Source organism: Sporosarcina sp. FSL K6-5500 (genome assembly GCF_038005665.1).
GTDB lineage: Bacteria > Bacillota > Bacilli > Bacillales_A > Planococcaceae > Sporosarcina > Sporosarcina psychrophila.
The window spans coordinates 4171764-4195795 of the sequence record NZ_JBBOTP010000001.1; the positions used below are offsets into that span (position 1 = coordinate 4171764).

The 24032-nt window shown below is 36.2% G+C and carries 30 protein-coding genes and 2 pseudogenes; 7 read left to right on the forward strand and 25 right to left on the reverse strand.

The features are described 5' to 3' along the window. Positions 1 to 94: 94 nt before the first annotated feature. The gene (locus tag MKX62_RS19905) at positions 95 to 730 is read left to right on the forward strand and encodes an FMN-dependent NADH-azoreductase (protein WP_338656558.1); all 636 of its coding nucleotides are present in this window, start codon (positions 95 to 97) and stop codon (positions 728 to 730) included. 606 nt (positions 731 to 1336) lie between these two features. Here MKX62_RS19905 and MKX62_RS19910 read toward each other — a convergent pair. Further along, a complete protein-coding gene (locus MKX62_RS19910; RefSeq protein ID WP_067209643.1) occupies positions 1337 to 1726 on the reverse strand; it encodes a YybH family protein in 390 nt (129 codons plus the stop codon). A 731-nt stretch (positions 1727 to 2457) separates the two neighbouring features. Continuing rightward, positions 2458 to 3342: a GNAT family N-acetyltransferase gene (locus MKX62_RS19915; protein ID WP_338656555.1), complete on the reverse strand. Its 885-nt coding sequence runs from the start codon at positions 3340 to 3342 to the stop codon at positions 2458 to 2460. A gap of 869 nt (positions 3343 to 4211) precedes the next feature. On the opposite strand from MKX62_RS19915, the gene MKX62_RS24500 reads away from it, so the two are divergent. Beyond that, positions 4212 to 4880 (forward strand): toxin C-terminal domain-containing protein, encoded by a 669-nt coding sequence (locus tag MKX62_RS24500; RefSeq protein ID WP_445683540.1) that lies wholly within the window; start codon positions 4212 to 4214, stop codon positions 4878 to 4880. Continuing rightward, positions 4849 to 5121, forward strand: coding sequence for a hypothetical protein (locus MKX62_RS19925; protein ID WP_340742158.1), 273 nt, complete (start codon positions 4849 to 4851; stop codon positions 5119 to 5121). Before MKX62_RS24500 ends, MKX62_RS19925 begins: the two co-directional genes overlap by 32 nt. Positions 5122 to 5176: 55 nt before the next feature. On the opposite strand, the gene istB is transcribed toward MKX62_RS19925, so the two are convergent. The 5 genes from istB to MKX62_RS19950 form a co-directional block, all read right to left on the reverse strand. Beyond that, the gene (gene istB, locus MKX62_RS19930; RefSeq protein ID WP_338656273.1) at positions 5177 to 5950 is read right to left on the reverse strand and encodes an IS21-like element helper ATPase IstB; all 774 of its coding nucleotides are present in this window, start codon (positions 5948 to 5950) and stop codon (positions 5177 to 5179) included. Next, positions 5947 to 7500: an IS21 family transposase gene (gene istA, locus MKX62_RS19935; protein WP_338655197.1), complete on the reverse strand. Its 1554-nt coding sequence runs from the start codon at positions 7498 to 7500 to the stop codon at positions 5947 to 5949. The genes istB and istA overlap by 4 nt, the downstream gene beginning before the upstream one ends. A gap of 736 nt (positions 7501 to 8236) precedes the next feature. Next, positions 8237 to 8848: an FMN-binding negative transcriptional regulator gene (locus MKX62_RS19940; protein ID WP_338656552.1), complete on the reverse strand. Its 612-nt coding sequence runs from the start codon at positions 8846 to 8848 to the stop codon at positions 8237 to 8239. Positions 8849 to 8870: 22 nt separating this feature from the next. Further along, the gene (locus tag MKX62_RS19945) at positions 8871 to 9389 is read right to left on the reverse strand and encodes a GNAT family N-acetyltransferase (protein ID WP_338656550.1); all 519 of its coding nucleotides are present in this window, start codon (positions 9387 to 9389) and stop codon (positions 8871 to 8873) included. 25 nt (positions 9390 to 9414) lie between these two features. Continuing rightward, the gene (locus tag MKX62_RS19950; RefSeq protein ID WP_338656549.1) at positions 9415 to 9867 is read right to left on the reverse strand and encodes a MarR family winged helix-turn-helix transcriptional regulator; all 453 of its coding nucleotides are present in this window, start codon (positions 9865 to 9867) and stop codon (positions 9415 to 9417) included. 120 nt (positions 9868 to 9987) lie between these two features. On the opposite strand from MKX62_RS19950, the gene MKX62_RS19955 reads away from it, so the two are divergent. Then, complete coding sequence (locus tag MKX62_RS19955; RefSeq protein WP_067209661.1) at positions 9988 to 10617, forward strand: YczE/YyaS/YitT family protein; 630 nt, start codon at positions 9988 to 9990, stop codon at positions 10615 to 10617. A gap of 122 nt (positions 10618 to 10739) precedes the next feature. Here the strand turns inward: MKX62_RS19955 and MKX62_RS19960 are convergent, their stop codons facing one another. Together MKX62_RS19960 and MKX62_RS19965 are read right to left on the reverse strand one after the other, a co-directional pair. After that, positions 10740 to 11924 carry an IS256 family transposase gene (locus MKX62_RS19960; protein WP_340741403.1) on the reverse strand — a complete coding sequence of 395 codons (1185 nt, stop codon included), beginning with the start codon at positions 11922 to 11924 and terminating at the stop codon, positions 10740 to 10742. Between the two features lie 615 nt (positions 11925 to 12539). Next, positions 12540 to 13415 carry a LysR family transcriptional regulator gene (locus MKX62_RS19965; RefSeq protein ID WP_340742159.1) on the reverse strand — a complete coding sequence of 292 codons (876 nt, stop codon included), beginning with the start codon at positions 13413 to 13415 and terminating at the stop codon, positions 12540 to 12542. 145 nt (positions 13416 to 13560) lie between these two features. Here MKX62_RS19965 and MKX62_RS19970 point away from each other — a divergent pair, with 145 nt between their 5' ends. Next, positions 13561 to 14319 carry an NAD-dependent epimerase/dehydratase family protein gene (locus MKX62_RS19970; RefSeq protein WP_067213955.1) on the forward strand — a complete coding sequence of 253 codons (759 nt, stop codon included), beginning with the start codon at positions 13561 to 13563 and terminating at the stop codon, positions 14317 to 14319. A gap of 294 nt (positions 14320 to 14613) precedes the next feature. Here MKX62_RS19970 and MKX62_RS19975 read toward each other — a convergent pair whose 3' ends face one another. The 7 genes and pseudogenes from MKX62_RS19975 to MKX62_RS20005 form a co-directional block, all read right to left on the reverse strand. Beyond that, entirely contained in the window at positions 14614 to 14739 is a 126-nt protein-coding gene (locus MKX62_RS19975) for a hypothetical protein (RefSeq protein WP_257722477.1), read from the reverse strand. A gap of 56 nt (positions 14740 to 14795) precedes the next feature. Beyond that, positions 14796 to 15131: an N-acetylmuramoyl-L-alanine amidase gene (locus MKX62_RS19980; protein WP_067209666.1), complete on the reverse strand. Its 336-nt coding sequence runs from the start codon at positions 15129 to 15131 to the stop codon at positions 14796 to 14798. Between the two features lie 112 nt (positions 15132 to 15243). Continuing rightward, positions 15244 to 15732, reverse strand: a complete 489-nt coding sequence (locus tag MKX62_RS19985; RefSeq protein ID WP_338656543.1) for a glycoside hydrolase family 73 protein — start codon at positions 15730 to 15732, stop codon at positions 15244 to 15246. Positions 15733 to 15821: 89 nt separating this feature from the next. Continuing rightward, positions 15822 to 16088, reverse strand: a pseudogene (locus MKX62_RS19990) (holin). A gap of 449 nt (positions 16089 to 16537) precedes the next feature. Further along, complete coding sequence (locus MKX62_RS19995) at positions 16538 to 17404, reverse strand: GNAT family N-acetyltransferase (RefSeq protein WP_067209672.1); 867 nt, start codon at positions 17402 to 17404, stop codon at positions 16538 to 16540. A 738-nt stretch (positions 17405 to 18142) separates the two neighbouring features. Further along, entirely contained in the window at positions 18143 to 18364 is a 222-nt protein-coding gene (locus tag MKX62_RS20000) for an IDEAL domain-containing protein (RefSeq protein WP_338656540.1), read from the reverse strand. 9 nt (positions 18365 to 18373) lie between these two features. Beyond that, entirely contained in the window at positions 18374 to 18568 is a 195-nt protein-coding gene (locus tag MKX62_RS20005) for a hypothetical protein (RefSeq protein WP_338656538.1), read from the reverse strand. 104 nt (positions 18569 to 18672) lie between these two features. Here MKX62_RS20005 and MKX62_RS20010 point away from each other — a divergent pair, with 104 nt between their 5' ends. Then, the gene (locus tag MKX62_RS20010) at positions 18673 to 18849 is read left to right on the forward strand and encodes a hypothetical protein (RefSeq protein ID WP_156476032.1); all 177 of its coding nucleotides are present in this window, start codon (positions 18673 to 18675) and stop codon (positions 18847 to 18849) included. Between the two features lie 144 nt (positions 18850 to 18993). Here MKX62_RS20010 and MKX62_RS20015 read toward each other — a convergent pair whose 3' ends face one another. The 3 genes from MKX62_RS20015 to MKX62_RS20025 form a co-directional block, all read right to left on the reverse strand. Then, positions 18994 to 19143 (reverse strand): hypothetical protein, encoded by a 150-nt coding sequence (locus MKX62_RS20015; RefSeq protein ID WP_338656536.1) that lies wholly within the window; start codon positions 19141 to 19143, stop codon positions 18994 to 18996. 37 nt (positions 19144 to 19180) lie between these two features. Beyond that, entirely contained in the window at positions 19181 to 19312 is a 132-nt protein-coding gene (locus MKX62_RS20020; RefSeq protein WP_338656534.1) for a DUF6877 family protein, read from the reverse strand. A 640-nt stretch (positions 19313 to 19952) separates the two neighbouring features. Beyond that, positions 19953 to 20312 (reverse strand): hypothetical protein, encoded by a 360-nt coding sequence (locus MKX62_RS20025; RefSeq protein WP_338656532.1) that lies wholly within the window; start codon positions 20310 to 20312, stop codon positions 19953 to 19955. A gap of 100 nt (positions 20313 to 20412) precedes the next feature. On the opposite strand from MKX62_RS20025, the gene MKX62_RS20030 reads away from it, so the two are divergent. Next, on the forward strand, positions 20413 to 20901 hold the full coding sequence (locus MKX62_RS20030) for a GNAT family N-acetyltransferase (RefSeq protein ID WP_338656530.1): 489 nt from the start codon (positions 20413 to 20415) through the stop codon (positions 20899 to 20901). A gap of 291 nt (positions 20902 to 21192) precedes the next feature. Here the strand turns inward: MKX62_RS20030 and MKX62_RS20035 are convergent. The 6 genes and pseudogenes from MKX62_RS20035 to MKX62_RS20060 form a co-directional block, all read right to left on the reverse strand. Continuing rightward, positions 21193 to 21351, reverse strand: a pseudogene (locus tag MKX62_RS20035) (RusA family crossover junction endodeoxyribonuclease); the annotation flags it as partial. An 814-nt stretch (positions 21352 to 22165) separates the two neighbouring features. Continuing rightward, the gene (locus tag MKX62_RS20040) at positions 22166 to 22522 is read right to left on the reverse strand and encodes a hypothetical protein (protein WP_338656527.1); all 357 of its coding nucleotides are present in this window, start codon (positions 22520 to 22522) and stop codon (positions 22166 to 22168) included. Positions 22523 to 22829: 307 nt separating this feature from the next. Next, on the reverse strand, positions 22830 to 22976 hold the full coding sequence (locus MKX62_RS20045; protein WP_340742160.1) for a hypothetical protein: 147 nt from the start codon (positions 22974 to 22976) through the stop codon (positions 22830 to 22832). A 1-nt stretch (position 22977) separates the two neighbouring features. Next, a complete protein-coding gene (locus MKX62_RS20050) occupies positions 22978 to 23241 on the reverse strand; it encodes a YolD-like family protein (protein WP_067209680.1) in 264 nt (87 codons plus the stop codon). Between the two features lie 5 nt (positions 23242 to 23246). After that, positions 23247 to 23621 carry a hypothetical protein gene (locus tag MKX62_RS20055; RefSeq protein WP_067209682.1) on the reverse strand — a complete coding sequence of 125 codons (375 nt, stop codon included), beginning with the start codon at positions 23619 to 23621 and terminating at the stop codon, positions 23247 to 23249. Next, positions 23621 to 23842, reverse strand: coding sequence for a transcriptional regulator (locus MKX62_RS20060; protein ID WP_067209684.1), 222 nt, complete (start codon positions 23840 to 23842; stop codon positions 23621 to 23623). Before MKX62_RS20060 ends, MKX62_RS20055 begins: the two co-directional genes overlap by 1 nt. Positions 23843 to 24032 lie beyond the last annotated feature (190 nt).

Below are 24032 nucleotides of genomic sequence, written 5' to 3' on the forward strand. Positions count from 1 at the left end.
ATTGAAGACCGAGGCCGGTCTTCATGGCTTACCTTAATGAGCATCGCTAATCAATTAAATTCAGGTCCTAGTTAACCTCAAGGAGAAATCAATCATGTCAACCGTCTTATACGTAACCGCACACCCACTAGATAAGAGTGAATCCAATAGTTTGTCTGTAGGCCACGAGTTTATCCAAGCTTACCATGGAGCAAACCCAAACGATGAAGTTATTCATCTAGATCTATATAAAATAGATATCCCGCAACTAGACACCGAAGTGTTAAGTGGTTGGGGCCAATTGAGAAGCGGCAGTTCTTTTGATCAATTGAGCGCGGGTTCTCAGGCTAAAATAGTTCGTTTGGGTGAACTGGTTGATCAATTTCTCGCTGCAGATAAAATCGTCGTCGTCAATCCAGTTTGGAATTTCTTATTCCCACCTGTATTGAAAACTTATATTGACGCCATATGTGTACCAGGAAAAACAGTTAAATATACGCCAGAAGGCTTTATTGGCTTAGCATCTGACAAAAAACTGCTTCATATTCAAGCTTCCGGCAGCGTGCTCTCCGAGGGACCAGTGGCAGGGTTCGAATTCAGCCACCGATACTTGACAGCTGTATCTAAATTCATAGGTATACCTTCAATTGATATTATTTATATCGAGGGTATGAGCGCTGCACCAGATCAAGCACTTACGATTAAAGAAAAAGCTATTCAACAAGCGATCGAACTAGCCAAAAGCTTCTAAAGTTCGTGAACTAAATAACTGAATCGGGTGTGACAATGAATCAAATATTTCCAGTATCATCGCACCATGCTGTATTTGGTTGGTTAAACAGTAACTTGAGTTTCTCATTTGCAGATTACCATGATCCTAAAACTACGAGTTTTGGACTCATGCGGGATTTGAATGGTGACTTTATATTAAGTCTTCGTGGTTTAGCGATACACCTCTATCAAAACAGGAAAGTCGTATCTATCGTTCTGAGGGGCCAGTTAGAACTCAAAAAAGCATCGTGAAATACATTTTATTTGTTTTAGCTGGGGCATGCAACTTCGGTTTATTATCTAATTTTGTAAAGAAGACTTATGAGTCTGGTTTCCATGCCGGTGATGTCGTCGGTAGCCATGTACATCATATCTAGGTGTTCACGATATTCCACTGACCTAACTAATTGATTATGCACACTCGTTTCCCATTTTTCATCAGCATACAGAACAATAGTTCCTATCACAACTGAATATCAGAAATTAATAAATTATACCAAATGATATTTGGACAAATAAAAAAGCGGCATTCCACAATCTAATCTGTGGAGGAGCCGCTTTTGCTATGGTCTTATTTAACAAAAGTCTACTTATTGATTAAGTCTGTACCATATGAGTTGTCGATTGCACAAAGCCATTCGCCTTGTGAATTTTTCTTAAACACATAGGTTGACCTTCTATCCATAGAATATTTCGTTTCATTTTTATCAGCCTCAAGTAGCGTTTGAGAAATAACTAATGCAGTATCTCCAGCTTCTAAAATAATCATTTCTCCCTGTACTGGGACAAGACTGTTATTGAAATATTTCGCGATTTTAATGAACGCTTGCTTAATTTCCTCTTTTCCTCGTGCAATCATATCTGGTTTTACTACCAGAATCGCATCATCAGTATAGTAATTCTTCAGAGTGTCAAAATCTTCCTGTTTTATTGCTTTATCACACTTCTTGATAAACTCCTTTAATTCGTGTTCCAAAATACACCACTCCTTATCTTTATAATTTTAAATTTCCCAATTAATCTCTAATATCCTGTTAGTTGAAGAAGAATAGAGCATTGTACTTGATTCGTCTCCATTAATACGAATACCTCTTTTGTTCGACAATTGAAAAGCGACGGTCCATGTAGAAATACTTCTCCTTTTGAATTTTCGCATTGCAAGCAAATAGAAAAGCACCTCGTGAGAGATGCTTGAATAAAAATCAATGACAAAATGGAATATTTATTTTATCGACTTACGTGTATAGAAAATATATCTATTTCTACTAATTGGGCGTTCCGTATGTGAATTTTAAAGGAGTGAAAATGCGACAACAGCAACATTTGTTTAATTGAAGCGCCACATCATGCCGCTTAATGTGAAACGTAAGAGTTCTTATGAAATCGTGTAACTGGAGGACTATGCTGGGGGACGTTTGGGGAAACTTTAAATAACGCGGGCAGGCGTACGACTCATAACAAATAACAGCCACCTTCTCAACTGAGTTGGTGGCTGTTCCTTCTATTACAATTAACCCTTCACATTGCGCCCCGATGATATCCGACACCGGAATCCTCTCGATGTTATCAAGTATGACAACCATGGTCCGTAAATCGATTCCTTCTATAATCCTCCGTTTTGATTCCCGCCATAGCACCATGTGCGGCACAAAATCCTAAAGTGCAAGCTGTATCAATACTAACTCCTGTATAGGTATTTCACTCCAATTAACAATGTGATGTTAACGGGAACATAAAGTTACCCTTCAGCAATGACTTTTTCGTTAAGACGAATAAAGCATCATCATCATTTGGCATAATGGTTGCTGTCATGCCTTCGATTGTAAAATCAGGTGTGAAATAAAATACCACTTTTTTCGTTGTTTCCTTTACAATGCTTGCTAATACAGCCTCTATATTTGGCACATTTAACGAAATGATATCGAAAATATGCAGTGTATCTTCCTCTTCCTCCATTAGCACAATCGTTTCTAAATTCTCCACATAGAAAATGGCTTCACGGAATGCTAATGTGAAATAAAACATTAATAAACTTTCATTATTCTCAACATCTAAAATCGTTGAGTTTACATGGCGATTTTTCGCAAATTTTTCAAGTAATGCAAGGTCAATTTCAATAGTAAGCCGCTTTACTTTCGCATCCTTATTCATTTGAATTGAACTTTTTGCTAGGTCTAAGCTAAATTCACTTTCATTTAGACGTGTAAATCCAAACTTCGGGTAAAAATCTAATACAGTATCATTCGCAAAAAGATACATGAAATCACAAGTATTTTCGTATTCTTTCATAATATGCTGCATTAATTGCTTAGCCAAACCTTGATTGCGATAATTTTCATCTGTCATTACTGTACCAATCTGAATCCCTCCACACATTTTACCATTAATAACTATTGACATTTTATTAATTGAAGCATTTGCGATAACCTTACCTTCATCGACAAATGAATATGGTATATATTTGTCATCCCAGTACCCTTTGTTATACCAGCCTCGAAAATCTAATTCGAATGTTTTCATAGCTAAGGTATTAAATTTCTCCTTCAAGCTTTCATTATTACGATAATCACTTACTAATTCATATTTCCCCATTTAAATTCCCTCCGATTTTTGTTTCATTCACCTTGGTGCATTACATGTGTATATGGGAATTATCACCTCCTAAAAACAGAAAAAGACTTTATGAGAATAAACTCATAAAGTCTTCTTATACGCAAAAAATAAAATTAACCGGCCTAAATCAAGTGTTTGCCTTTAGTCGGATTAAATATATCTGCTTATATGAATTAGACATTATATTGCTTCTCTTAGTTATCGCAAAAGGACATCACAAATAAATCTATAAATAAATTATAGAATAGCCCTCCTATTAAATTCATTGGAATTTAAATTGCGATAATAAGTTTTAGCATAAAAGTCTAATCTCCCATCTGTTTTTAAGAATGAATCTATAGTAACACATTGTTAGATTTCTGTCTTATTTTTGTTTCATGATTTTTTAGTATCAATGCTCTATAAAGAACGACTTATACTGAAGTAGTTTTATTTATATAAATTATTCGTTTCTCACCTTCTTCTCTTCGACATAAAAACACCCCTTTGGCTAAACGCCACCAAATAGGTAAAACAGTATAACTTTTTTTGGCAATTTGTATATCTTTATTTGTTGAACTCTGCAGACTTAATTAATTTATCACGCACACTCGTTCTCTCCTTTTGATTCAACATACCGAATGAACGTTCGTGTCGCAATAGAACATTCTGGATGTATTGTAATATTATTTATTCACTTTCAACTGCCAAGAACAAGTCTTTCCTACCTATCTTCTTAATTATTTATGAGAGCTACCATTCCTTCTACTGTAACGCCTTGCTTAATGCAATGTGTTTTCCGGGTATTTTGTGTAGTAATGGAATTTGCGTTAATTAAAGTAAATATATTAATTTGGAGATAATTATTTATGAAGAAGATGCAGAGGGTTCTTGCTTTATTATGTCTATTCGCTTTATTCACTACTACTATCTCAGTTCCTTTGGCCGGTGCAGAAGAAAGAGAATTACCAATTTCTAGCGATTTTAATCAACTTGAAGGGGTTTTCCCTAACAGCATTGATGAGTCTGAGCAGAAATTACTTGAAATAATTAAAGAGTTAGAACTATCCCAAGGAGAGGTTCTTGGAGAAGAACCTCTAGAAGAAGACTTAAATACACTATCTCTTCGTGGAAGCACAGTGGCAGGGGAATATCAGCTCGCAGGTATCGGAACGGTTACCGTGCTTGTATCAGGTGCTATTATTATTAATAATGTAATATGGGAAGCCGGATCAGCGATGGCGAAGAAAGTAATGGATCTAATTTTCCCCGCTAAAGCCGAACCTGTATACAAGACAGATGCAGAGGCAAAAACAGCCACAGACAAACTAGATTATACTAAAGTAAGTGAACGATGTAGTAAAGTTGCGATTTTCAGCAAGGATAAAAAGACCAAAAAGGGACCTGATTATATTTCTTGTGATATAGATGGTCATATTGGTGGAGCTTGGAAGGGCGGCTCTTCACCCAAAAAAATCTGTAATGAAACTACTAGGAGTGGTACATATGATAAGGACCTCAACCGTATTGGCAAATAAATCCATTAAGGCAAAGTCTGGAGTTACATTAACCGAGCCGTGGGGTTCTTCAATGTATTTTGATTCACCGATGGAAAACCGTGTTAGATTTTCAACGGATTATTTTAGAGAAATTCGAGTAAAAGGGATTCAAATGTTTATCGATTACCTTACAACGAATGAACCAACTGTCGATTTATTCATTTCTCTAGAATATAATACAAGAAATAAATATATCACTAATAACTTATCAAAGCTGTAACCGTCAAGTAGAATTGAGCAGTTTTCACAAATTAAGTTTGATCAATTTTCCACAATTAAGTTTGAGCACTTACTTCGGGAAACAAAGTCTTTCTGTACTTCATACGCATACTTTCTTCGTCTTCTCCGAAGGAAATCACCTCACTTCGATGTAGAAGGCGATCCAATATAGCGGTTGTCAGTGAGGTATCTCCTAAAAATTTACCCCATTCATTTGGACCCTTATTCGAAGTTAATATAAATGCGGTTTTATCATACATGTCATATATAAACTGGAAAAACAGGCTTGCTTCCTTTGGATCTACAGTCATATACATAACATCATCAATAATTATTAAATCTGATGTTGTAATACGTTTATAGCGTGTCTTTGATTTACTAACGTAATCACGGCTTTTTAAAATATATATTAGTTCTCCCATTGAAACGAAGGTCACTTGATATCCATGTTCAATAGCCAAAGTGCCTAGTCCTACGGACAAATGTGTTTTGCCTGTCCCAGGTGGGCCCATTAGAATTAGGGTAAACATCTCTTCAATCCAATTTAAATCTTTTAATAATTTAAACTGTCTATCGCCAATCGCATTTTGTTCTTCCAGTCGATAATCTGCCAGTGTTTTTGGATAGGGAAAGTCTGCCCATTGCATTAGTCGATGAATGGTCTTTTTTTCTCTGCACACCATTTCATGGGTAAGGAGTTCATTAATAAACTCGTGATAAGTCCAACTGCCCGATTCTGCATTACGCAAAAGAGCGGGAAGCTCTTTTGCGGTTTCAGCGAGTCTCAGGGTTCTACATTTTTCTTGTAATAGTTCAATAGGAGAGGTCATGACCTTTTACCCCCAGATAATAAATCGGTGTAGTAATCTTCTGATCGTTCTGCTGCCTTATATTCTTGATATTTTGGTGAATTGGTACTTACTTCTTTTACTTGCGTCTGTGATTCTTTATGTAGCGTGAAAGCGACATCTCTGAAGTCATTAGCACTAATCATATGCAAAGTTTTCACAGTTTCCAGCGCTTCATTTATATGCTCTGGATGATTTCGAATGACCATTTGTAATACTTTCAACTGGTCTAATAAGTGTCTTGGATACTTCTTATTCAATTCATCTAAAAACCAACAAATCAATTCTTTATTAGAAAACCTAATCACAATTTCGTCTCTCAATAGCGTTTTCTTTGGACTTGGTTTCTTATGATGAGTTGGATCATAAACTAACTGTCCTTTCGAACTACAGAGTAAATGTCTCGCGATTATTGCTCCAGATGTCTGTAATCGAATATTTAGGTGGTCATCTGCGGTTACTTCTAAATATGCCATGTTTTTAGTTTTCGCATCGTACGTACCTGTAGGTACGGAATAACGATTGGATTCAAAGCGTATGACATTGTCCTTTTGAATTGTTCTTGTTATACTTTCTATTAGGGAATTCTCGAAAGAGAATTTTGAAGAGACTTTTCTTAAGTGCAGTTTTTCGACTGTATGCACTTCAGAAGGTCTTTTTTTTGTATTATGATGCACTTTGTAGTTTCCGGTTCTCTCAAGCCATTGAATGGCTTGTTGATTCCACAAATGGATGTCTTGAAATTCACGATTCTTCATGAAGTTATGCTTCACGAACTTGACGACTTGTTCTATTTTCCCTTTTGATTCGGGATCGCTTTTTCTACATAAATAAATAGAAAATTTTCTTAGTTTACGGTAATTATCAAATTCCTTGGTAAATAATAAGTCACCCGCATTTTCACTTACAGCTAGTAAAGCATCTTGGTCATATACCATTTCTTCAGGCATGCCTCCAAAAAACTCAAAAGCATTTTCATGACAGCGGACTAAATCTCTTGTATGGAAATGTCTATCTAAGAATTCAATGTACTTATACCTAGAATTGGATAATACAAACCCAATAAAATAAAGCCTTCTTCTCATTCCGTCATTACAAGTCACCAAATCTTGACCGAAATCTACTTGTGCTTGAAAACCCATCGGACTATCCGGAACTGCTTCATAAACTCTTTGTTCAGACACTTTCGGTATATGGTATGCAGTACGTAACTCATTCACATAATTCCTAGTAGTATTCTCCACAATATTATCTTCATTCAACCCCTGATTCTCTTTCAACCAGTCGTAGACCTGGGCACTACTCATATCAGGGTATTTCTTCAACCATCCAACAATGACATCCCTGTAGGGATCCAACTTCTTTTTACGTGATTGTAAGGAGACTAAATAATCCTCAAATTCTTCAGATGTACTCTTTAGATATTTAGAAACGGTATTTCTTGAAATGTCCAACTTTCTCGCAATTGCCGACTTAGAAAAGCCCATTTCGGATAACTCGCAGATTTTCATATAAACCATGATTTTCTTCACTCCAGTTTCCTCACTTCCTTTTACACGTTTAGTATAAAGGAAGTGAATTATTTAGAGGGAAACTGCTCAATCTTATTTGTGGAAAACTGCTCACTTTAGTTTATCGTTTACAAAAGCGCTTACGGTTAACAAATTGGAAGGAATACAAATTCACTAGTGAAGAATTTGATCTTCATGAGGGGTTTGGCAAAATTGCTTTAATAAAAGATGTTTCAGTAAATGAAACGATATTATATACAACAGACGCACTTCTCTACAAAAATAATCGCGCCACCAAAGCTTTGTTTATTATTGTCACAAGTAAGTATCTGATCCATATCGGAGGGAGTGGAGACGTAATCAATATACTTTCTAAAGACCCTAAGAATATTGAAAATTTAAAAATGAAGTATAAAGGTATTTTCGATACTTTTTACGATGAACCTTTAGACTAATTTCAGAAGTTAGAGTGAAAAAACTTTATAAAACTACCACTTAGAACCGAACAAAAAAAGCGACCATCCACACAATCTGTGGATGGTCGCTTTTACTTTGTACTTATTTAACCTTTTCACAGACAACTGGGCAAATAAAAAAGACCGTCAATTGACGATCTCCTGTTGTTGAACTAAACTAGCACCCGTTAGTTTAAGTACAACCTCTCACAACCTGGAGAGAAACTGCCAAAATGGCAGCTATGCCCCGTTCTTAAACTCTTGCGTCTGAGGGTTGAATATAAGTGTGCTTATATGTAATTTTACATTCTATTTTTCATCAGCTCCGCCATTTGCTCCGAATTTGAATTCCCTTCATTTTGTAATTTACTAATGATGTTAATATAATCCGATTCATTTCGGTTCTGACTTAATTTATATGCAGCCTGAATTTCTCCCACCTTAATCTTAAATCCAACTATCCCTTTCAGTTCCTTTTCTAAAAGATGAGTAGAAAGTTTATCCCATAAAACAGGGTTTTCACGATTTCCTTCATATTTTTCCAGCATTTTTGTTAAATCTTCTATTAACTCATCATTCTCTAAAATGATTGCTTTACCATATACATGGACAGCTTGATAGTTCCACGTCGGGACATTTTCCTGATTATACCAAGAGGAAGAGATATAAGCGTGTGGTCCTTGGAACATAATCAATACATCTTTACAGGTTTCGAATGTTCTCCATTGAGGGTTCCCATAAGCCATATGTCCAGTAATATAGTAATCATCCCCTTTTTTATTTAAGCCTAAAGGCAAATGAGTGGCAATTGGTTTACCTTTTTTCGTTGTGACAATCGTACCAAAAGAGTTTTTTTGAACAAAATCCAATATTCCATCAACATTTTCAATTTTAAAATATTTTGGAATATACAAAGTGATCCACCTTTCAAAATGGTTATATGAGTGTTTTGGTCATTATAAAGTCCAATTGTTCATCCTCACCCATATAAAAAGAGTGGGCTCCAGTTTGAACAAACCCCTTTTTCTTATAAAAGGCAATCGCATTTTCATTTTTTTCCCATACGCCTAGCCAAATTTTATTTTTCTTACATTCCATCGCAATTTCCATCGCTTTATTTAGGAGGCACTTACCAAGTCCCTGTTTTTGAAACTTGTTCCTAATATAAATCCTCTCAATTTCAAGTAATTCATCGCCCATTTCTTCAGACTGAGCATTATCAGTGTTAACCTTCAAATATCCAGCGACTTCATTATTAAAATAAACAAAATAGAATTGCGAAGAAGGATTGGATAATTCTTTTGTTAATTGCATTAAGTTAAATGCCCTTTCCAAATAGACATTCATATTTTCGGCTGAATTATGATGCTTAAATGTCTCATTATACGTTTCATGACTAATTTCTCGAAGTTCACGTGAATCTTCAAGGGTACACTTTTTTATATTTATAACCATTTGAATATATCACTCCTTTATATAATCAATAATTTCTCTTGTTTCCTTTTTTTACAAATACCCAGTCTTTTTCTACATTTTTTCTTATTCTTTGAAGAAGATTGAAAGTGGTTTCTGCTTCTTTCTCGGAAAATCCTTCTAATGCCATGACATTGGAATAATCATTTTCTCTTTTTATGAAAGGATAAACATTTTCCCCCTTCTCTGTTGGAATCAGTTGTTTATTTTTTTTGTTATGTGCATCTTCCCTCTTTTCAATAAAGCCATTCATTTCAAGTTTTTTTATAGCACGAGCTGCTGTAGTTCTATCTACTTTTATCATCTCAGCTAACTTTTCTTGAATGATTCCTGGATTTTCACATATTCGTACAAGGTACAAATACTGCCCTTTTGTAAGGTCATATTCTTTAAATTCTATATTACTAATAGAGTCTAATGCCCTTGCTATCATTCCAATTTCACGAAGAATTCCCTTCATAACTTTACTCCTTAGAACATATTTTTATTGCTTTTGCGATAAAAATAACATACATTAAGTTTACCTTATTATTGTTGCATTTGCAACATAAAATAATAAAGGGGTCGAGTGAAGTGAAATATGTTTTTTATGTATTATGTATTATGTATTTTAATATTAACTCTAGGTATTTCTTTCACTATACAATCAGACCTTGGAACTTCACCTTTTGATGCACTATTGGTAGGGCTGTCTGTAAATGTGGGGCTTACTGTGGGAAGTTGGGAAGTAATAACAGCTTTAATATTGATATGTTTTAATTCTTTTTTAAAAAGAAAAAGGCCAGAATTTTTGGGGTTGTTAACGGCATTTATAACGGGTATTGGTATTGATATGTGGCTTTTTTTATTACACAATTTGATAACGCCTGAACTATGGTACAGCAAAATTGTTTGCTTTGAAATAGGCTTAGTTGTGATTGGAATAGGAACTGCAACATATTTACACACAAATTTCGCACCGATTCCAGTTGATCGATTAACATTAATCATACAAGAATTAACCAGCACAACTATATTTTTTTCGAGAACATTCATTTACCTCTTATTCTTGATAATGGCACTGATTTTTAATGGACCAATTGGCGTTGGTACTTTATTAACTGTTTGTTTAGGGGGGCAAATACTTAATTACTTTATGAGATTTACTAGAAAAGTATTAGACCACATATTAACACAATCCAATACATCACTAAATTATGATAAAGATTAAACCATTAACTATAGAATGGTTTTTATTTTTCTTGTTGAACTAAACTGCTCCGTTAATTCAGGGAGTGTCAATATTTATGTGTAAATGACAATCGGACCTCTTCTTAATGATCATCACACTTTTTATTCTTTCACTTCAAACATCTCAGCCAGCTCTGCGCGTGCTTGATCGAAACCGATATGGCATCGTGTGGAGAAACGTTGGTTGTACTCTTCAAACTGCGAGACTAGGAAGCGTTCGAGTGCTTCTTCGTTCGGAAACTGCTCTTTGCGCTTTGTATATTTCTTGATTTGCTTGTTAAATGACTCGATTAAATTCGTTGAGTATATGCTTCGCCAAATTGACTTTGGAAAGCTGTAGAAGGTAAGTAGATGGTCATTTGTAGCGAGTGATTTTGTCACCTTTGGGTATGATTTTTTCCACTTTTCACAGAAATTATCTAACGCGACTTGCCCAGCTTCCTGATTATCAGCTCGGTAAACCGTTTTGAAGTCATCACAAATCTCAGCACGGTCTTCAACACGTACTTTATGTGAAATATTGCGCGCCACATGCACTAAACATGTTTGGAATTGCGCTTTAGGAAATACGCTTGTAATCGTGTCAACCATACCTGTTAAGCCGTCTGAAAGGAATAGAAGGACTTCTTCAACGCCACGCTCTTTTGTTTCTAGTAAGAGCTCTTTCCAATTAAATGCTGATTCTGTTGGAGCGATTGTGTAAGCAATTACTTCTTTTGATCCATCTTCACGAATGCCCACAGCTATATAAACAGCCTCTTTAGAGACCGTTTCACGTCGAACAGAAATATAGGTTGCGTCTAAATAAACACAGACGTAGCGCGCACTGAGTTTCCTTTTAGTAAAGGCCTCTACTTGTTCACCCACTACCTGTGTCATATTAGATATTGTTTGACGTGTGTAATGATGGCCATACATTTTTTCGATTAAATCGGCAATTTCCGACATGGTCACGCCTTTTTGAAACATGTGAATGACAAATGATTCAAGTGTATCATTTGACCGCTTATAAGGTGCGACTGTCTGTTGTTTAAACTCGCCGTTGCGATCACGGGGAATTGTGATTTGGAGGTCACCATATTCCGTGTGTAGCGTTCTTTCATATGAACCATTACGTGAATTACCTGAATTAAAACCGATTCGGTCGTATTTTTCATAATCTAAAAAAGCCGTCAGCTCCGTGGCGAGCAGCGCATTTACCGCTGTTTCTAAATGCGAACGAAAAACTTCGGTAATATCTTGTTTTTGGACTAGTGCTTGGACAATATCTGCTGTAAACTGAGTCATAGGGAAGACCTCTTTTCTAGGATTGGTTGTGGTGACTTAATTCTACCAAGAAAAGGTCTTCCTTTTTGTATTTATTCATTTACACAAGATATTTTACACTCTCTTAATTCAATAAGAACAGAGCATTGTTTTTTATTCGTCCATATTCATATGAATACCTCTTATTCGACAAACAATAAAGGCATCCGCTTAATTAAATGAGTAGTCACCCTTTGCTCTCAATAATCAATTTTATCTTTCCACGTTTACTTTTGTAGGGATAAGTGAATTATGTATGTAAACCAAGAATAGATGACTGTGTCTTGGCAAATAAAAAAAGCGGCCTACCACAATTAAGTCTGTGGAGGTTCCGCTTTTTCTTTAGTCTTAATTAACCTTTCCTCAGATAACTGGACAATCAAAAAAGACCGCCAATAGACGATCTCCTTTGTTTCAAAAATTGTTTTCGTTTGTTCAAAAACAACAGGTTAGAGAAATAGATATAAATTGCCTCACTGGTTGGTTAACAACTTTCCACTTAATTCATAATCAAACCACATTCTAGAATAACATTTCACTCAAATTATTAGTACTACTGAACAAGAATTAATTATAGGTGATATTGTAATTTGTATTTTAAGTATATTTAGATAGTACCCATCTTCTAGTAACTTCAGAAAATTTTTTAGTTGCTGGTGAGGGCGGTTTTCTTACTGCTAATCCAATCGTTCGATAGCTATCTATTTCAAGTGGAATAGCCTTTATAGAATCGATAGATTTCGGGATAATCATTTCTGGCATAATACTAATCCCCAGATTATTCTCTACCATCGAAAATACCGAATTCTCATTCATATTTTCGAATCTAATATTAGGAGTTACTTTGTTCTCCTCAAAGATTTTTTGTATATCATGATAGCATTGATAAATTGGCATAATAAAAGGGACACTTTCGATTTGTTGAATAGATATTTTTCTTTCCTTACTTAATGGAGATTGGTCTGATACAACACATAAGAGGCGGTCTCTCTTCAATTGCGCGATTTCAAACGACTCTAAATATGTTTCATTATTAATAAACCCACAATCTAATTTCCCACTTTGTAACCATTGCTTAATCTCTGTATAGTTGCCTTCCAATAGTTCTATTTCTATATTAGGATAATCATCTTCCATTTCTTTAACAATACTTGGAATCCAATTTGTTGAGATACTAGTAAAAACCCCCACCCTTACTGTTCCTTTGTTTAGACCATTGATGGCGTCCACTTCTTGTCTCAACATGTTGTTGTAATATAGAATTTTTTGAATAACAATTAATAGTCCTTCCGCATTTTTTGTCAACGTAATTGTTGAGTGATTACGAATAAATAAAGGGAGAGAAAACTCTTTTTCCAAACTGGTTATAGCATGGCTAACAGCAGATTGAGTAACTCCCAAAGCTTCTGCAGTTTTGGTAAAACTATTTAGCTCTGCTACCTTGTTAAAAATTTCATACTTAACTAAGCTCATTAACGCTACCTCCTCATGAATTTTATTCATGAGGTTCATTATAATTTTTCGCTTTATTAATTACAACCCTCTACTTATACTAAGTTCATGCTTTATTTTACAAATTGTTTTGATAGATAATTTAGTGGTGAGAGGATGAGATATGATGCAAAGAGTATTAATAACAGGTGCGGCAGGTAGGATTGGTCAAGATGTCGTAAACATTTTAGGTAGACAGAGAAACTACCAGTTAAGATTAGCAGATATTAACTTATCTGCTTTAGAGGTTTTCAAAGATGCGAGTCATGAGATAATTTATTTAAATGTATCTGATTTAGCAGCTTGTCAAGAGGCTATCAAAGGGATGGATTTAGTTATACACTTAGCTGGTGATCCTTCACCAGAAGCTGATTTTTATGGCTCATTATTAGAAAATAATATAAAGGGGACATATAATATTTTTAGGGCCTCTAAAGATAATAACGTATCCAAAGTGATAGTTGCTTCTAGCGCCCAAACAATCGAAAGCTATCCACTGGATTACCAAGTGAATACTAATTCACCTATTAGACCTAAAAATATGTACGGAGTCAGTAAGTGTTTTGTAGAGGCGGTTGCTTCATATTTTGCTTATGCAGAAGATTTGCAAAGCATTGCTATCCGCATTGGAGCGTATGATGATTATAACCCAAATGGAAAACCTCTCTCAGCCCGAGATATGAGTGCTTACCTAAGCCCTGAAGATTTTATTGACCTTCTTTTGAAGTCAATGACTGCAAAGAACTTACCACCCTTTTCGATTTTACACGGCATTTCGGACAATAGGTTTAAACGGCTTGATATTGAAGAAACGAAAAAATTAGTTGGGTACAACCCAAGTGCGGATGCATTTGAACTAAGCGGGGTTAAGTTATTTGATAAATAGAATGTCCAAATAAGGAAAAGGTTAAATTTTGATTGTCCTTCAAAAAGGTCATACCCCGCGAAAACATCTTGAAAAACCACGACATATTGTGTCAAAAATCCATTTAAACCTTTTTGGGTTTGAATCAAATTTTAGTGAATTCTTGGTATTGACTCTAGAAAAGAAAAAATATAGCGGCTCTTCCACAATCTAATCTGTAGAGGAGCCGCTTTTTACTTTGTTCTTACTTATTTACCGCAACAGTATATTTAACCGCTAACCCCAATACATCCGCGTCTGTTAGCGTGCCATTCGCTAACTTGTCAGCCCACGATGCATGAGCCCCGCCTCCACAGCTGCAGCTACGATGATTTGACGATGCGCTTTACTCGCTAGAGATGTTTCTGTTTCAAATTTTAATGCCGGGCTTGAAAATTTCAATTCCTCATCCTCCTCTTTTGGTGGTGTAGGCGTGGGTGTCGCCGTTATTTTTAGTTTCAACTTGAAGTACTGAAGTACACAGCTAGACCATCCGCGATAGCCTCACCTTGCGCTTTCAGTTTCGCATCACTTCTTAATGCGCCGATGTCTGTTGTCGAGTCCATGAAGCCACCTTCCGTTAAGATAGCGGGCATGCTTGATTCTCTCAACATGTGAAGGTTGTCGGTTTTTACTCCTCTATTACGTAGGCCCATTGCTTGTACAATGCGTGGCTGAATAATTGCCGCGATTTCTTTCGATGCTTTACTTACGGTAGTCTCTTGAACAAGTGGTTCAACACCTCCGTGACTGCCCCACTTACCATCAAAAGCATTGTGATGAATAAGATACAAGCGCATCTGCTCCCCAAGCATTTGCCTTATTGGTACGCGTCGCAAGGGATACATCTGTGTTTCCAGTCGGGCCATCCAGTCTGAGGATCTGAACGTCCTGGTATTTATTCAGTCAGACTGAACATGCCAATAACACTTTGTTATTAAATGACCATTCACGTTCACCATCAGGTGTGAGTTTGCCCGCAGTATTGATACCATGTCCGGAGTCTAGTGCGATTTTGACCAAGTTACCATCCTCCTTGTCGTATTTAGTTAGCTCATATCGCTCAATCAATTTATTAAGCTTTTCAGGGTAGTTAACATCTGTTGCATAACCGGCGTCTTTAACTGCAGCTGTTGCCTTCATATAATCTGTTTGATTTAAAACTGCTGCGTATCGGTTGTGAGACTCCCATCCAGTTCCGTTAACGTATTTACCGCATAAATCAATAACACATCCATCTAGGGCTGGATACTTCCTGAATTCTGCGGTTACACGATATGGCGTCTCGTCGGTTCGTTTTTCGTAAACGGGACCAGTCCAGTCACTGCCTTTTTTTATTCCAAAATGGTTGTTTGCGTTCTTGGCCAATTCAGATGTCCCGAATGCTGATTCCAAAATGCCCTAGGCGATAATTAAAGAAGGAAGGACTCCATGAGCCCTCCCGTGTTTTATTGCATATGGTGTGAGGGTGTCAATGAATGACATTAGCCCTCATCCTTTGTGTAGCCTTCATTTTTATTCCGCAACTCAAATAGTCCAGTTGCTGATAATCCCGCTAGTCCTCCTACCCACAATCGCAAGACTAAATCCAAATCCGTAAACAGAGATGCTGCAAATCCAATAAAAATGCCCACCACGAATGCGATGAGCGGAACGAAATTCTATTTTATTGGTGCAGTTATTTTAATCAGTTGGAGTGCCGCCAAAATGATTGGTGCTAGAATTGTTGCGAAAATTAATACGTCTGTAATTATTTTTCCTCCTTTTAATTAAAAAACTGTGTAGCAGCATAAATGATGACACCAATAGTTCCGGATGCTACCGATAAATTAAGTGCCATTTTTCAAAACTGTGACAACTTAATTTTATTTGTGTCGAGATGATGGTCGATTAGTCTATTGAGTAATGCTTTTTGTTCGGCTCCCTCTGTTTCCACTGCGGTTTTCACGCTATCCATTTTGTGAGATAGCCCGGAAACTGTTGTCTCAAGAATAGTTATACGTTGTTCTTGATTTTGTAAAATAGGCGTGCCTTCCGATATCCATTCAATCACTCCTTAATTTTGGATAAAGAAATAGAACGCCCGATATGGACGTTCTTGTTAATCGCTTAATGCATACAGTTACTTGTTTTTTATATGTGACCGCAAAACTAAAAAGCAACCAGTCCATACGCTCTTTCGGGTGATCGACCGGATATTTCAGAAACTTTTCGTCATAAAAACTTGTGATACTGGAGTATTTTCAAAACCACTTGCCAGTAAAGATGAAACTACACAACCATTTCCTTTTAAGAAGTTATAAGTTGTACGATTGACAGATTGGTCATATTCTAATGCGTAAGCAAGGAGTTTGTTTAGAGCATCTTCATTCCCATTTTCCTTCACCTGAAATAAAGTAATGCTTTCCGTTTTATTGCCAAACACACGTTTTTTCCGAATAAGACAAGCTGCCTGCACCTCTCCATTCTTTGATATCATCACAGCTTCTCCACCTAGTTTTGACGTGTTACTAGCATCCGTTTGCCAAGGGACGATAGTTGAAAATAAATCTGATCCAATAGATTGGGTAGCCGGAATTCTTATTATTTCATAATCGTCTAGATCCGGTAACTTACTATCTAAAATTTCATTTGCACGTAAAAAGAGTAAATCGTCCTCTACTTTGTAACCACACTTTTCATATAAAGATATAGCAGCCTTATTTTCAGAAAGCGCCTCTAAAGTTGCTATAGAAACATTAAGTTCCTTTATGATTTTTTCCGCTTCCTCCATCAAGGAATAACCCAATTTCCTCCCCCTGTATTCTCGATTAATACCTGTTCCACCATTCCAAGAAATCTTTTGACCATTCACTTCTCTAATTCCTTGGAGCACAAAGCCGATTGGATCTGTTCCATCATATGCAACGATGGATAATGCCGCAGATAATCCATCATTACCAAAACGACTTACGAATGTATCAAAAGTTAAATTCATCGGCACTAAATAACCTTCAAATCCACGATTAAATAGGATATGCGCTTCTTTAAAACTTAATGAAGACATCAATTTATACGAAATGTTCATGGCTTACCCTCACTTTTTTAATAAAATACGAAACACCTTATGATAAATATTTTCTTAATATTCCCCTTGATAATCTGTCTAGCCTACAAATTTATTCAGATCTAAAGCCTTGTTTAGCTCCTTCAACTAACACTTTAGCTATCCCGCTGCCAAAACCTATTTAACCATAAAAAAGCTTTAACAATAAGGCTACTTTTAAAATGAAGTTAAGCAATCTTCATTGACTGGAGATATCTCTAGGAGCACTGCATTTACTTCTTCTCGTTTATTATAATAACGTATAAGGATCTGACTATTCCCATAGCTAATCTAACCTTCAGGCATCGGTGCGCCTCCTTCTAACAGGTCGAGTTAGGGAAAAACAACAGGTCGGAAGTATGAAATCACTTGGAATAGGCTATAGTAAAAATGCTGCGCCCCCCGAAAGACAGGCGGGCGCCATTTATCGCTTACTTTTATATTGTCCATACATTGCGTTGTTATTGTTTAAACTAGATTATCTGGCCCTTTCCCACTATCTATGGCATATTCCTTTTCGATAAGGTATTCAATGGTTAGCTTGCTATTTACGTCTACATTTATCATTGCTTGTAATTTATAGCTTCATCAATTATTAGCGAAATGATAATCATAAAGACTTTGTAACAGTATATCCGATAGTTTATTTCTATCTTCATTTGTCATGAGTATTCCCTCCTTCTTTTCATCATTCTACAAGAGAGGAAGGGAATCCTTCATTCACTTTTCTTTCTCAACATGCCCCACCAAATACTCAGCAACCGGAATCTGATACTGCTCAGGCAAACTATCAAACTCAGGTGTGTACACTTTAACAAGTAATCCGTATACTGGCACCATGTATGGAAATACCATTACTCGCCACCCCATTTTCAATTCGTTCGTAAGCTGCATAAACAACTCCATATCCCCCGCATCAAGCGCCATATCAATCTGCAACAACAGCATGTCCTACTCCGTGATACCCGTTTCAATACTCGGATGATGCTCCAAATATTCACGGGACATCTTGGATTCTTCGGACAGTTCAGCCGTGAGTTTAGGAGAGTTTAGTTTCCCCATTTCCCCTAAAGCATTCGTATACACAGCGAGAGAAAAGCTCTCTATCAATCTTTTAATCTTTTCACGTTCATAATCATTGTTCATCCCTACTCACTCCTCTTCAATTCATCCTGCCTAACTGTCACCAACCCGTAACTGACTAGCCCATATTTTTGTAGTAAACTTACAGCAAGAAAGGAGACTATCAAATGACAGCAACGACTTGGATGTGGATTTGCATTTGTATTGCTACCTTGATTTTACAGTTCATTTTTATTTTTATCGTCCTCCATCAAAGTAAGCGATTTAAACATACGATACATACGATTGATCCGATTGATGATCGTATAAAAGAAATGAATAGAGAAAAAACCGACATTGAGTAATGATTGTATACTTACGAATGGGACGATACACGACAGTGAACGTCCTTACTGTCATTTCACTCCTCCTCAATTCACCATGCCGAAATATCCTAACCTGATTAGACTTAGCAAACAAAACCTCATACTGCCGTTTAGGTAAAAACCTCACAATTCTTCCCTTCTTCCCCCATACAATTTGAGATAGGAATAATCCTCAACATCTTTCTCCTCCACATTGACGACGACTTCAACCATGTCCCCAAGCTCAAACGCTATTGTTGGCACCGCATCAAAAATAGTAAGTTGCTGCACCATGTCGTCACTCCTTCACAAATCTCTTCGCATATCGCAACTACTGATGAATATAAGGATCATCTTCATTGCCACCGCTCCACATCCAGTCACCAGTACGTCGTTCAATATCTTTCAGTACCTCGAACAGTAACTGGGGTAAAAGCTTGATTATTTCTTGATATGCGGTCACTTGGGTTCACTTCCTTTAATTCACTATTAATCAAAATACTTTCATGAGACAATGAAATATCTTAAGAAAGGATGATCCGCGTGCTAATTATTTTCGAAAACGTAGGAGTCTTTTTCTCACCAATTTTATGTTTCGTTTTCATTTCCAACTGCGTTGCAATAGCTAAAAAGATTAAAAAAGGGGATGATAATACTTCAATAAACACTTTTATTACCTGTCTTTCTTTTACGCTGATTGTATATTCAATTATCTTGATAGCATATTAGAGTTAAAAAAATAATTACTGAAATGCACTATTGTTGCTTGTCATTGTCGAATTATGACTCATTTATTATTAAAATATTTGAAACTTATTGATTTTAAATGCGTATTCTGGATATGCTTAATTATTGAAAGTTGGTGTTCTACCATGTTTAAATCAGAAATAACTAACAAAGTTCTAAATATTATCTTCTTGCTTGTATTAATGGCAGTATTATTATCCAACGACTTAAATACCACATTTTCTAGAGTATTTGTAATCCTAGTATTGTCGGCAACGATTTTACATGATTTATATCAAATAATAAAAATCAAGAAACAGAAAGCTGATTAAATTTAATCGACTTTTTTATTTGCGCATTCTGTGACACGCTGTGTACTAACTTGCTATCGTATCTACCCATTTCACAAACGCACTCATTAAAGGTGGTTTGTTACCACTGTCCGCCCAACCTGCAAATCCTATAAAGCCGTCTGAATTAAAGCTGATTGCTTCTCGTTGAGTGAAGTAATGACTATTCAAGAATAAATAACATTCCTTTACATTTCCGGTTGTATTGTACTTGCTTTTTATTTTTCGACTCATTCTCATAGTGTTTGTGGACATTATGCCTGCCTTATTGGCTTCCTTAACGTGCTTGTTAAGGAAGGTGAACAAAACACCAATATCGCTTTCTGTAATATTTTCATAAGTTAGTCCTTTTTCGGAGAAAAGTTCTCTAGCTTGTTCTGAAGTCATTTTCTCAGCTCCTTTTGGTTGTATTGTGCTTTATAGTAGAATATTTCTAAATTAATTACATTTAAGATATAGTTGAAAGAAATGCTAAGGAGGTCTTTATATGTCTGTTTCTCTTCAGGAAATTTTTGAAAATGAAAAAATAATTTTACGCAACTTATATTCCTTTTATCTTCATGATCTGTCCAAGTTCACAGCTAACATTACTATTGATGAAAATGGATTTTTTAATTACGAGGATCTAAACTCATTTTGGACAAATGATGGCATTTCTCCTTACTTCATCAAATTTGATGGCAACATTATAGGATTTATTCTTCTTTTAGAAAGGCCATTTTTAAAAAAAGAAAATGATTTCGGCATTAATGACATCTTTATTCTAAATAAGTACAAAGGTAAGGGTTTTGGAATACAGGCAGTAGAAGAGTTATTTGAAAATAAAAAAGGAAAATACTTTGTTATTGAACTTGTTAATAACCTTCCCGCTGTATCCTTTTGGAGAAAAGTATATAAAGATTTTAAAATTGATTATGAAGAAAAAAATCAATTAATTGATGATGAACCTTGTATAATCCAAACATTCAAAGTCTAAGCTTTATTAAAGAACGGTAACTAATAAACCGTTCTTTTTTATTTCTATTGCTTCACATAGTGTGTCTACTTTCACTTACTCAACCGCCCACACCCATAACTACGAGTACAACTCCTTCCCAAAATGGAATAACTGTCATCCCCCCCATTTCACTTCCACAACTTCCAACCTTCTTGCCTCTTGTCGTACAATTCCCGCTGCAGCAGAGGCTCATATGTCCAAACCTTATAACCGTCCTCACACCGAAACAACAATCGCCAAACACCGTTCATTGCCCTCCCTCATTTCAAGTCAGTATTTGATACAAACAACAACTTTTGGTGACAAACTGTAATAATTCTGAACCGTCAGATTCACCACTTGACTGTCATCCTGCCAAATGACTTTTGTAAGGCCGTCCTTGATTGCCTTCACATAATTGTCGACATCCGGTTTCGTCGTCGGTCGCAATCACCCGACTTGATAAGAACCTGCTTCGGCTTCGTTTGAAGCGCCTTAGGCCGTGATTACCACGGAGTACGTAAAGCAAAACGAAAAATAGCAATCGAACAATTTTTGTCGACGATTCCCTTTTAAATCTATTGAAGATGTATAGAATATGGTGTAAAAAGATCATGCTCACTTATGGGAAACGATGGATGAAAACAGATTACATACTGACATCAGAAAGATTCGGAACTCCCGTTAGTGAAAAAGCTATTTCAAATCCAATTAAACGCAATCCCAAGAATCAGGAATGAAATCTATTTCTCACACAGTTTTAGACATCCCAATGCAATAATTGGGTTGAGGAAAGGTATTCCACTACAGACTATGGCAGAACGACTAAGAAATACTTCTTTGATGATTTTAAGTATATATAACCACTCATAAATAAAACCTCGAAGTCAAATTAGCGAAATCCTACAGTAATGCATTCACTTTTTAAATTGGTGGAATATTTTGAGGTCGTTTTTATTTAACCACCTCATAAGCCTTGAGGCATAAGCATTGTTGCTACTATGAATTATTTCGTGCTAGACTAATCAGTCGTTTCGTACATACGTTCCACAAACATACAAACATGATAGTATCAGTATCCAGTTAACTAATCGGCTATATCACGCCATTAAAGGCAAGTCGTAGGAAATCTTTTGAATTCGTGTGGTTGGGGGACATTTAGGGGACACATTAAAAGCGGACAGGCACACAACTCATAACATGACAACAGCCACCTTCTCAATAGAGTTGGTGGCTGTTTTATGTTCTCTTCTATTCCTCAGTTTTAATGCAAAACGCGATTACTATTTACACCGTCATCAAAATTAAAATCCGGATTATTCATCATGAGTATTAATTCTAATGCAGACATATTCGGTAGATTCGTTAAAAATTCGTATGCGGATTCAAGGTCATTAAAAGCAAATGCCTCTAGCTCCATTTCTATATAGTATTTGAAGTTTCTTTTGTTCAATAGATATAGCCTTATTACTGATAGCCCATTCGTATATTGTTTAGGTTCCATATTTTCGCCCATAATCAAAATGCCGATATCTTCTTTCGTCGGACTCATTACGGTACTAAGGATTATCATATTCGCTTTCAGTTCTTCCGGGATTACAATTTCATTATCTTTTATCATATACACCCCTCCTATTGTCACTATTCGAAAGATGGGAATTAAGTACTTTTATAATATTTAGACAATTAACAACAAGTAAAAGTCCCCATCCAAGACAGGTTAGGGATTTTATGCATTACTCTGCGCATTGGACACATATAATATCCTCCACCGGCATACGGTCCCTCCCAAAAGGACTATCAACCGTAATCCACATCGACTCGACATTTACTTCTCTAATGGTCCCCATGTAAAACACGACTTTCCCTTTATCCCACAACCTTATGTGTACTTGTCATTCCCTTTTTTGAGCAACTTCTATTTCGTACTAGATAGCTTGTAAATCATAATCATCAAGCTCAGGACGACCTTCGTAGTTATCTTCATTTTGCCATCTATGCAACTCTGCGACGTGCTCTGATAGCATCATCGCAGTCCATTTAACGTCTCCTCTATCCCGAATGTTTTCTAGCATCTCATTTCACGCTCACTATATTATTCATGTTGATTTTTATGTTTTCGTAGCCCACTTGTAGCGACAATTTGCCTTGTTGGCCATCGATTTCTGTAACCATCCCTGTAACTGACTCGAACCGCTTTTGGGCATAAATTGTGATTTCAACCTCTACGTCGAATTCTTTTGATTCCCCGATTCTCTCGCCTATCTCAAGAAAATCAGTCTCTGTTAGTTTTGGACTTGCCACAACCTTTGATTTTGGTGGTTTTGGAATTGCTGTCATTTTCATCATCCTTTCAGATTTGGGCTTTCTGACTTAGCGAAGTACACATTTATCAATTCTTCCGTCCTGTTACGCAGTCGTATGTTCATGTAGCGTCTTTTGTCTTCATAGCCGTTATGGATAAATGCATACTCAGTGAACGAACCATCTTTCCCCTTTTTAATCAACTTCATATTTTTGCTTCGTGCATAATTATTTGTTTCTTTCAATTCTGCTCGTACATTCTTTAATGTATTTTCAATGATATTGATATAAGGCCCTTTCAATTTGAATGAGCTTATTTCAATCACTTCTCGGTCTCTTTCCAAGATACTTATTATCATTGGCAAATAAATCATGTTCTCGAAATACGGTAATGCTTCGGTTGGGATTAACGGCATTAGATCACCATTCTTTCTTTATGTACGATGGGAACAAGTGCTAAAACGTTATCAATTGTAAAAATACGTTTGAATTTACGCAGAAAACAGTATGCACGGAATGATACCTCACCAAACTGCAGTACGTTGATTCTTCTTTTGCTAATTGAACCGTCCGCAGCCAAGTACATCATATCTAGGTGTTCACTGTATTCCATCGACCTCACTAATTGGTTACGCACACTCGTTCCCCCTTTTCCGTTAGTATATAGAACAATAGTTCTTATTGCAACTGGATAACGGAAATTATAAATATTACCAATTAACCTTTGATACGATACATCTTAGATATTTGGGCAAATAAAAAAGACCGTCAATAGACGATCTCCGCTTGTTCAACTAAACATCTGTTAGTTGAACAAGTGAGTCTCT

Bases quoted from the DNA above. Each gene is read 5' to 3' on its own strand.
- MKX62_RS19905 (WP_338656558.1), top strand. From the start codon at position 95: ATGTCAACCGTCTTATACGTAACCGCACACCCACTAGATAAGAGTGAA.
- MKX62_RS19915 (WP_338656555.1), bottom strand. From the start codon at position 3,342: ATGGGGAAATATGAATTAGTAAGTGATTATCGTAATAATGAAAGCTTG.
- MKX62_RS24500 (WP_445683540.1), top strand. From the start codon at position 4,212: ATGAAGAAGATGCAGAGGGTTCTTGCTTTATTATGTCTATTCGCTTTA.
- MKX62_RS19925 (WP_340742158.1), top strand. From the start codon at position 4,849: ATGATAAGGACCTCAACCGTATTGGCAAATAAATCCATTAAGGCAAAG.
- istB (WP_338656273.1), bottom strand. From the start codon at position 5,950: ATGACCTCTCCTATTGAACTATTACAAGAAAAATGTAGAACCCTGAGA.
- MKX62_RS19945 (WP_338656550.1), bottom strand. From the start codon at position 9,389: ATGGTTATAAATATAAAAAAGTGTACCCTTGAAGATTCACGTGAACTT.
- MKX62_RS19950 (WP_338656549.1), bottom strand. From the start codon at position 9,867: ATGAAGGGAATTCTTCGTGAAATTGGAATGATAGCAAGGGCATTAGAC.
- MKX62_RS19955 (WP_067209661.1), top strand. From the start codon at position 9,988: ATGTTTTTTATGTATTATGTATTATGTATTTTAATATTAACTCTAGGT.
- MKX62_RS19960 (WP_340741403.1), bottom strand. From the start codon at position 11,924: ATGACTCAGTTTACAGCAGATATTGTCCAAGCACTAGTCCAAAAACAA.
- MKX62_RS19965 (WP_340742159.1), bottom strand. From the start codon at position 13,415: ATGAGCTTAGTTAAGTATGAAATTTTTAACAAGGTAGCAGAGCTAAAT.
- MKX62_RS19970 (WP_067213955.1), top strand. From the start codon at position 13,561: ATGCAAAGAGTATTAATAACAGGTGCGGCAGGTAGGATTGGTCAAGAT.
- MKX62_RS19995 (WP_067209672.1), bottom strand. From the start codon at position 17,404: ATGAACATTTCGTATAAATTGATGTCTTCATTAAGTTTTAAAGAAGCG.
- MKX62_RS20005 (WP_338656538.1), bottom strand. From the start codon at position 18,568: ATGAACAATGATTATGAACGTGAAAAGATTAAAAGATTGATAGAGAGC.
- MKX62_RS20010 (WP_156476032.1), top strand. From the start codon at position 18,673: ATGACAGCAACGACTTGGATGTGGATTTGCATTTGTATTGCTACCTTG.
- MKX62_RS20015 (WP_338656536.1), bottom strand. From the start codon at position 19,143: ATGGTGCAGCAACTTACTATTTTTGATGCGGTGCCAACAATAGCGTTT.
- MKX62_RS20025 (WP_338656532.1), bottom strand. From the start codon at position 20,312: ATGACTTCAGAACAAGCTAGAGAACTTTTCTCCGAAAAAGGACTAACT.
- MKX62_RS20030 (WP_338656530.1), top strand. From the start codon at position 20,413: ATGTCTGTTTCTCTTCAGGAAATTTTTGAAAATGAAAAAATAATTTTA.
- MKX62_RS20040 (WP_338656527.1), bottom strand. From the start codon at position 22,522: ATGATAAAAGATAATGAAATTGTAATCCCGGAAGAACTGAAAGCGAAT.
- MKX62_RS20045 (WP_340742160.1), bottom strand. From the start codon at position 22,976: ATGCTAGAAAACATTCGGGATAGAGGAGACGTTAAATGGACTGCGATG.
- MKX62_RS20050 (WP_067209680.1), bottom strand. From the start codon at position 23,241: ATGACAGCAATTCCAAAACCACCAAAATCAAAGGTTGTGGCAAGTCCA.
- MKX62_RS20055 (WP_067209682.1), bottom strand. From the start codon at position 23,621: ATGCCGTTAATCCCAACCGAAGCATTACCGTATTTCGAGAACATGATT.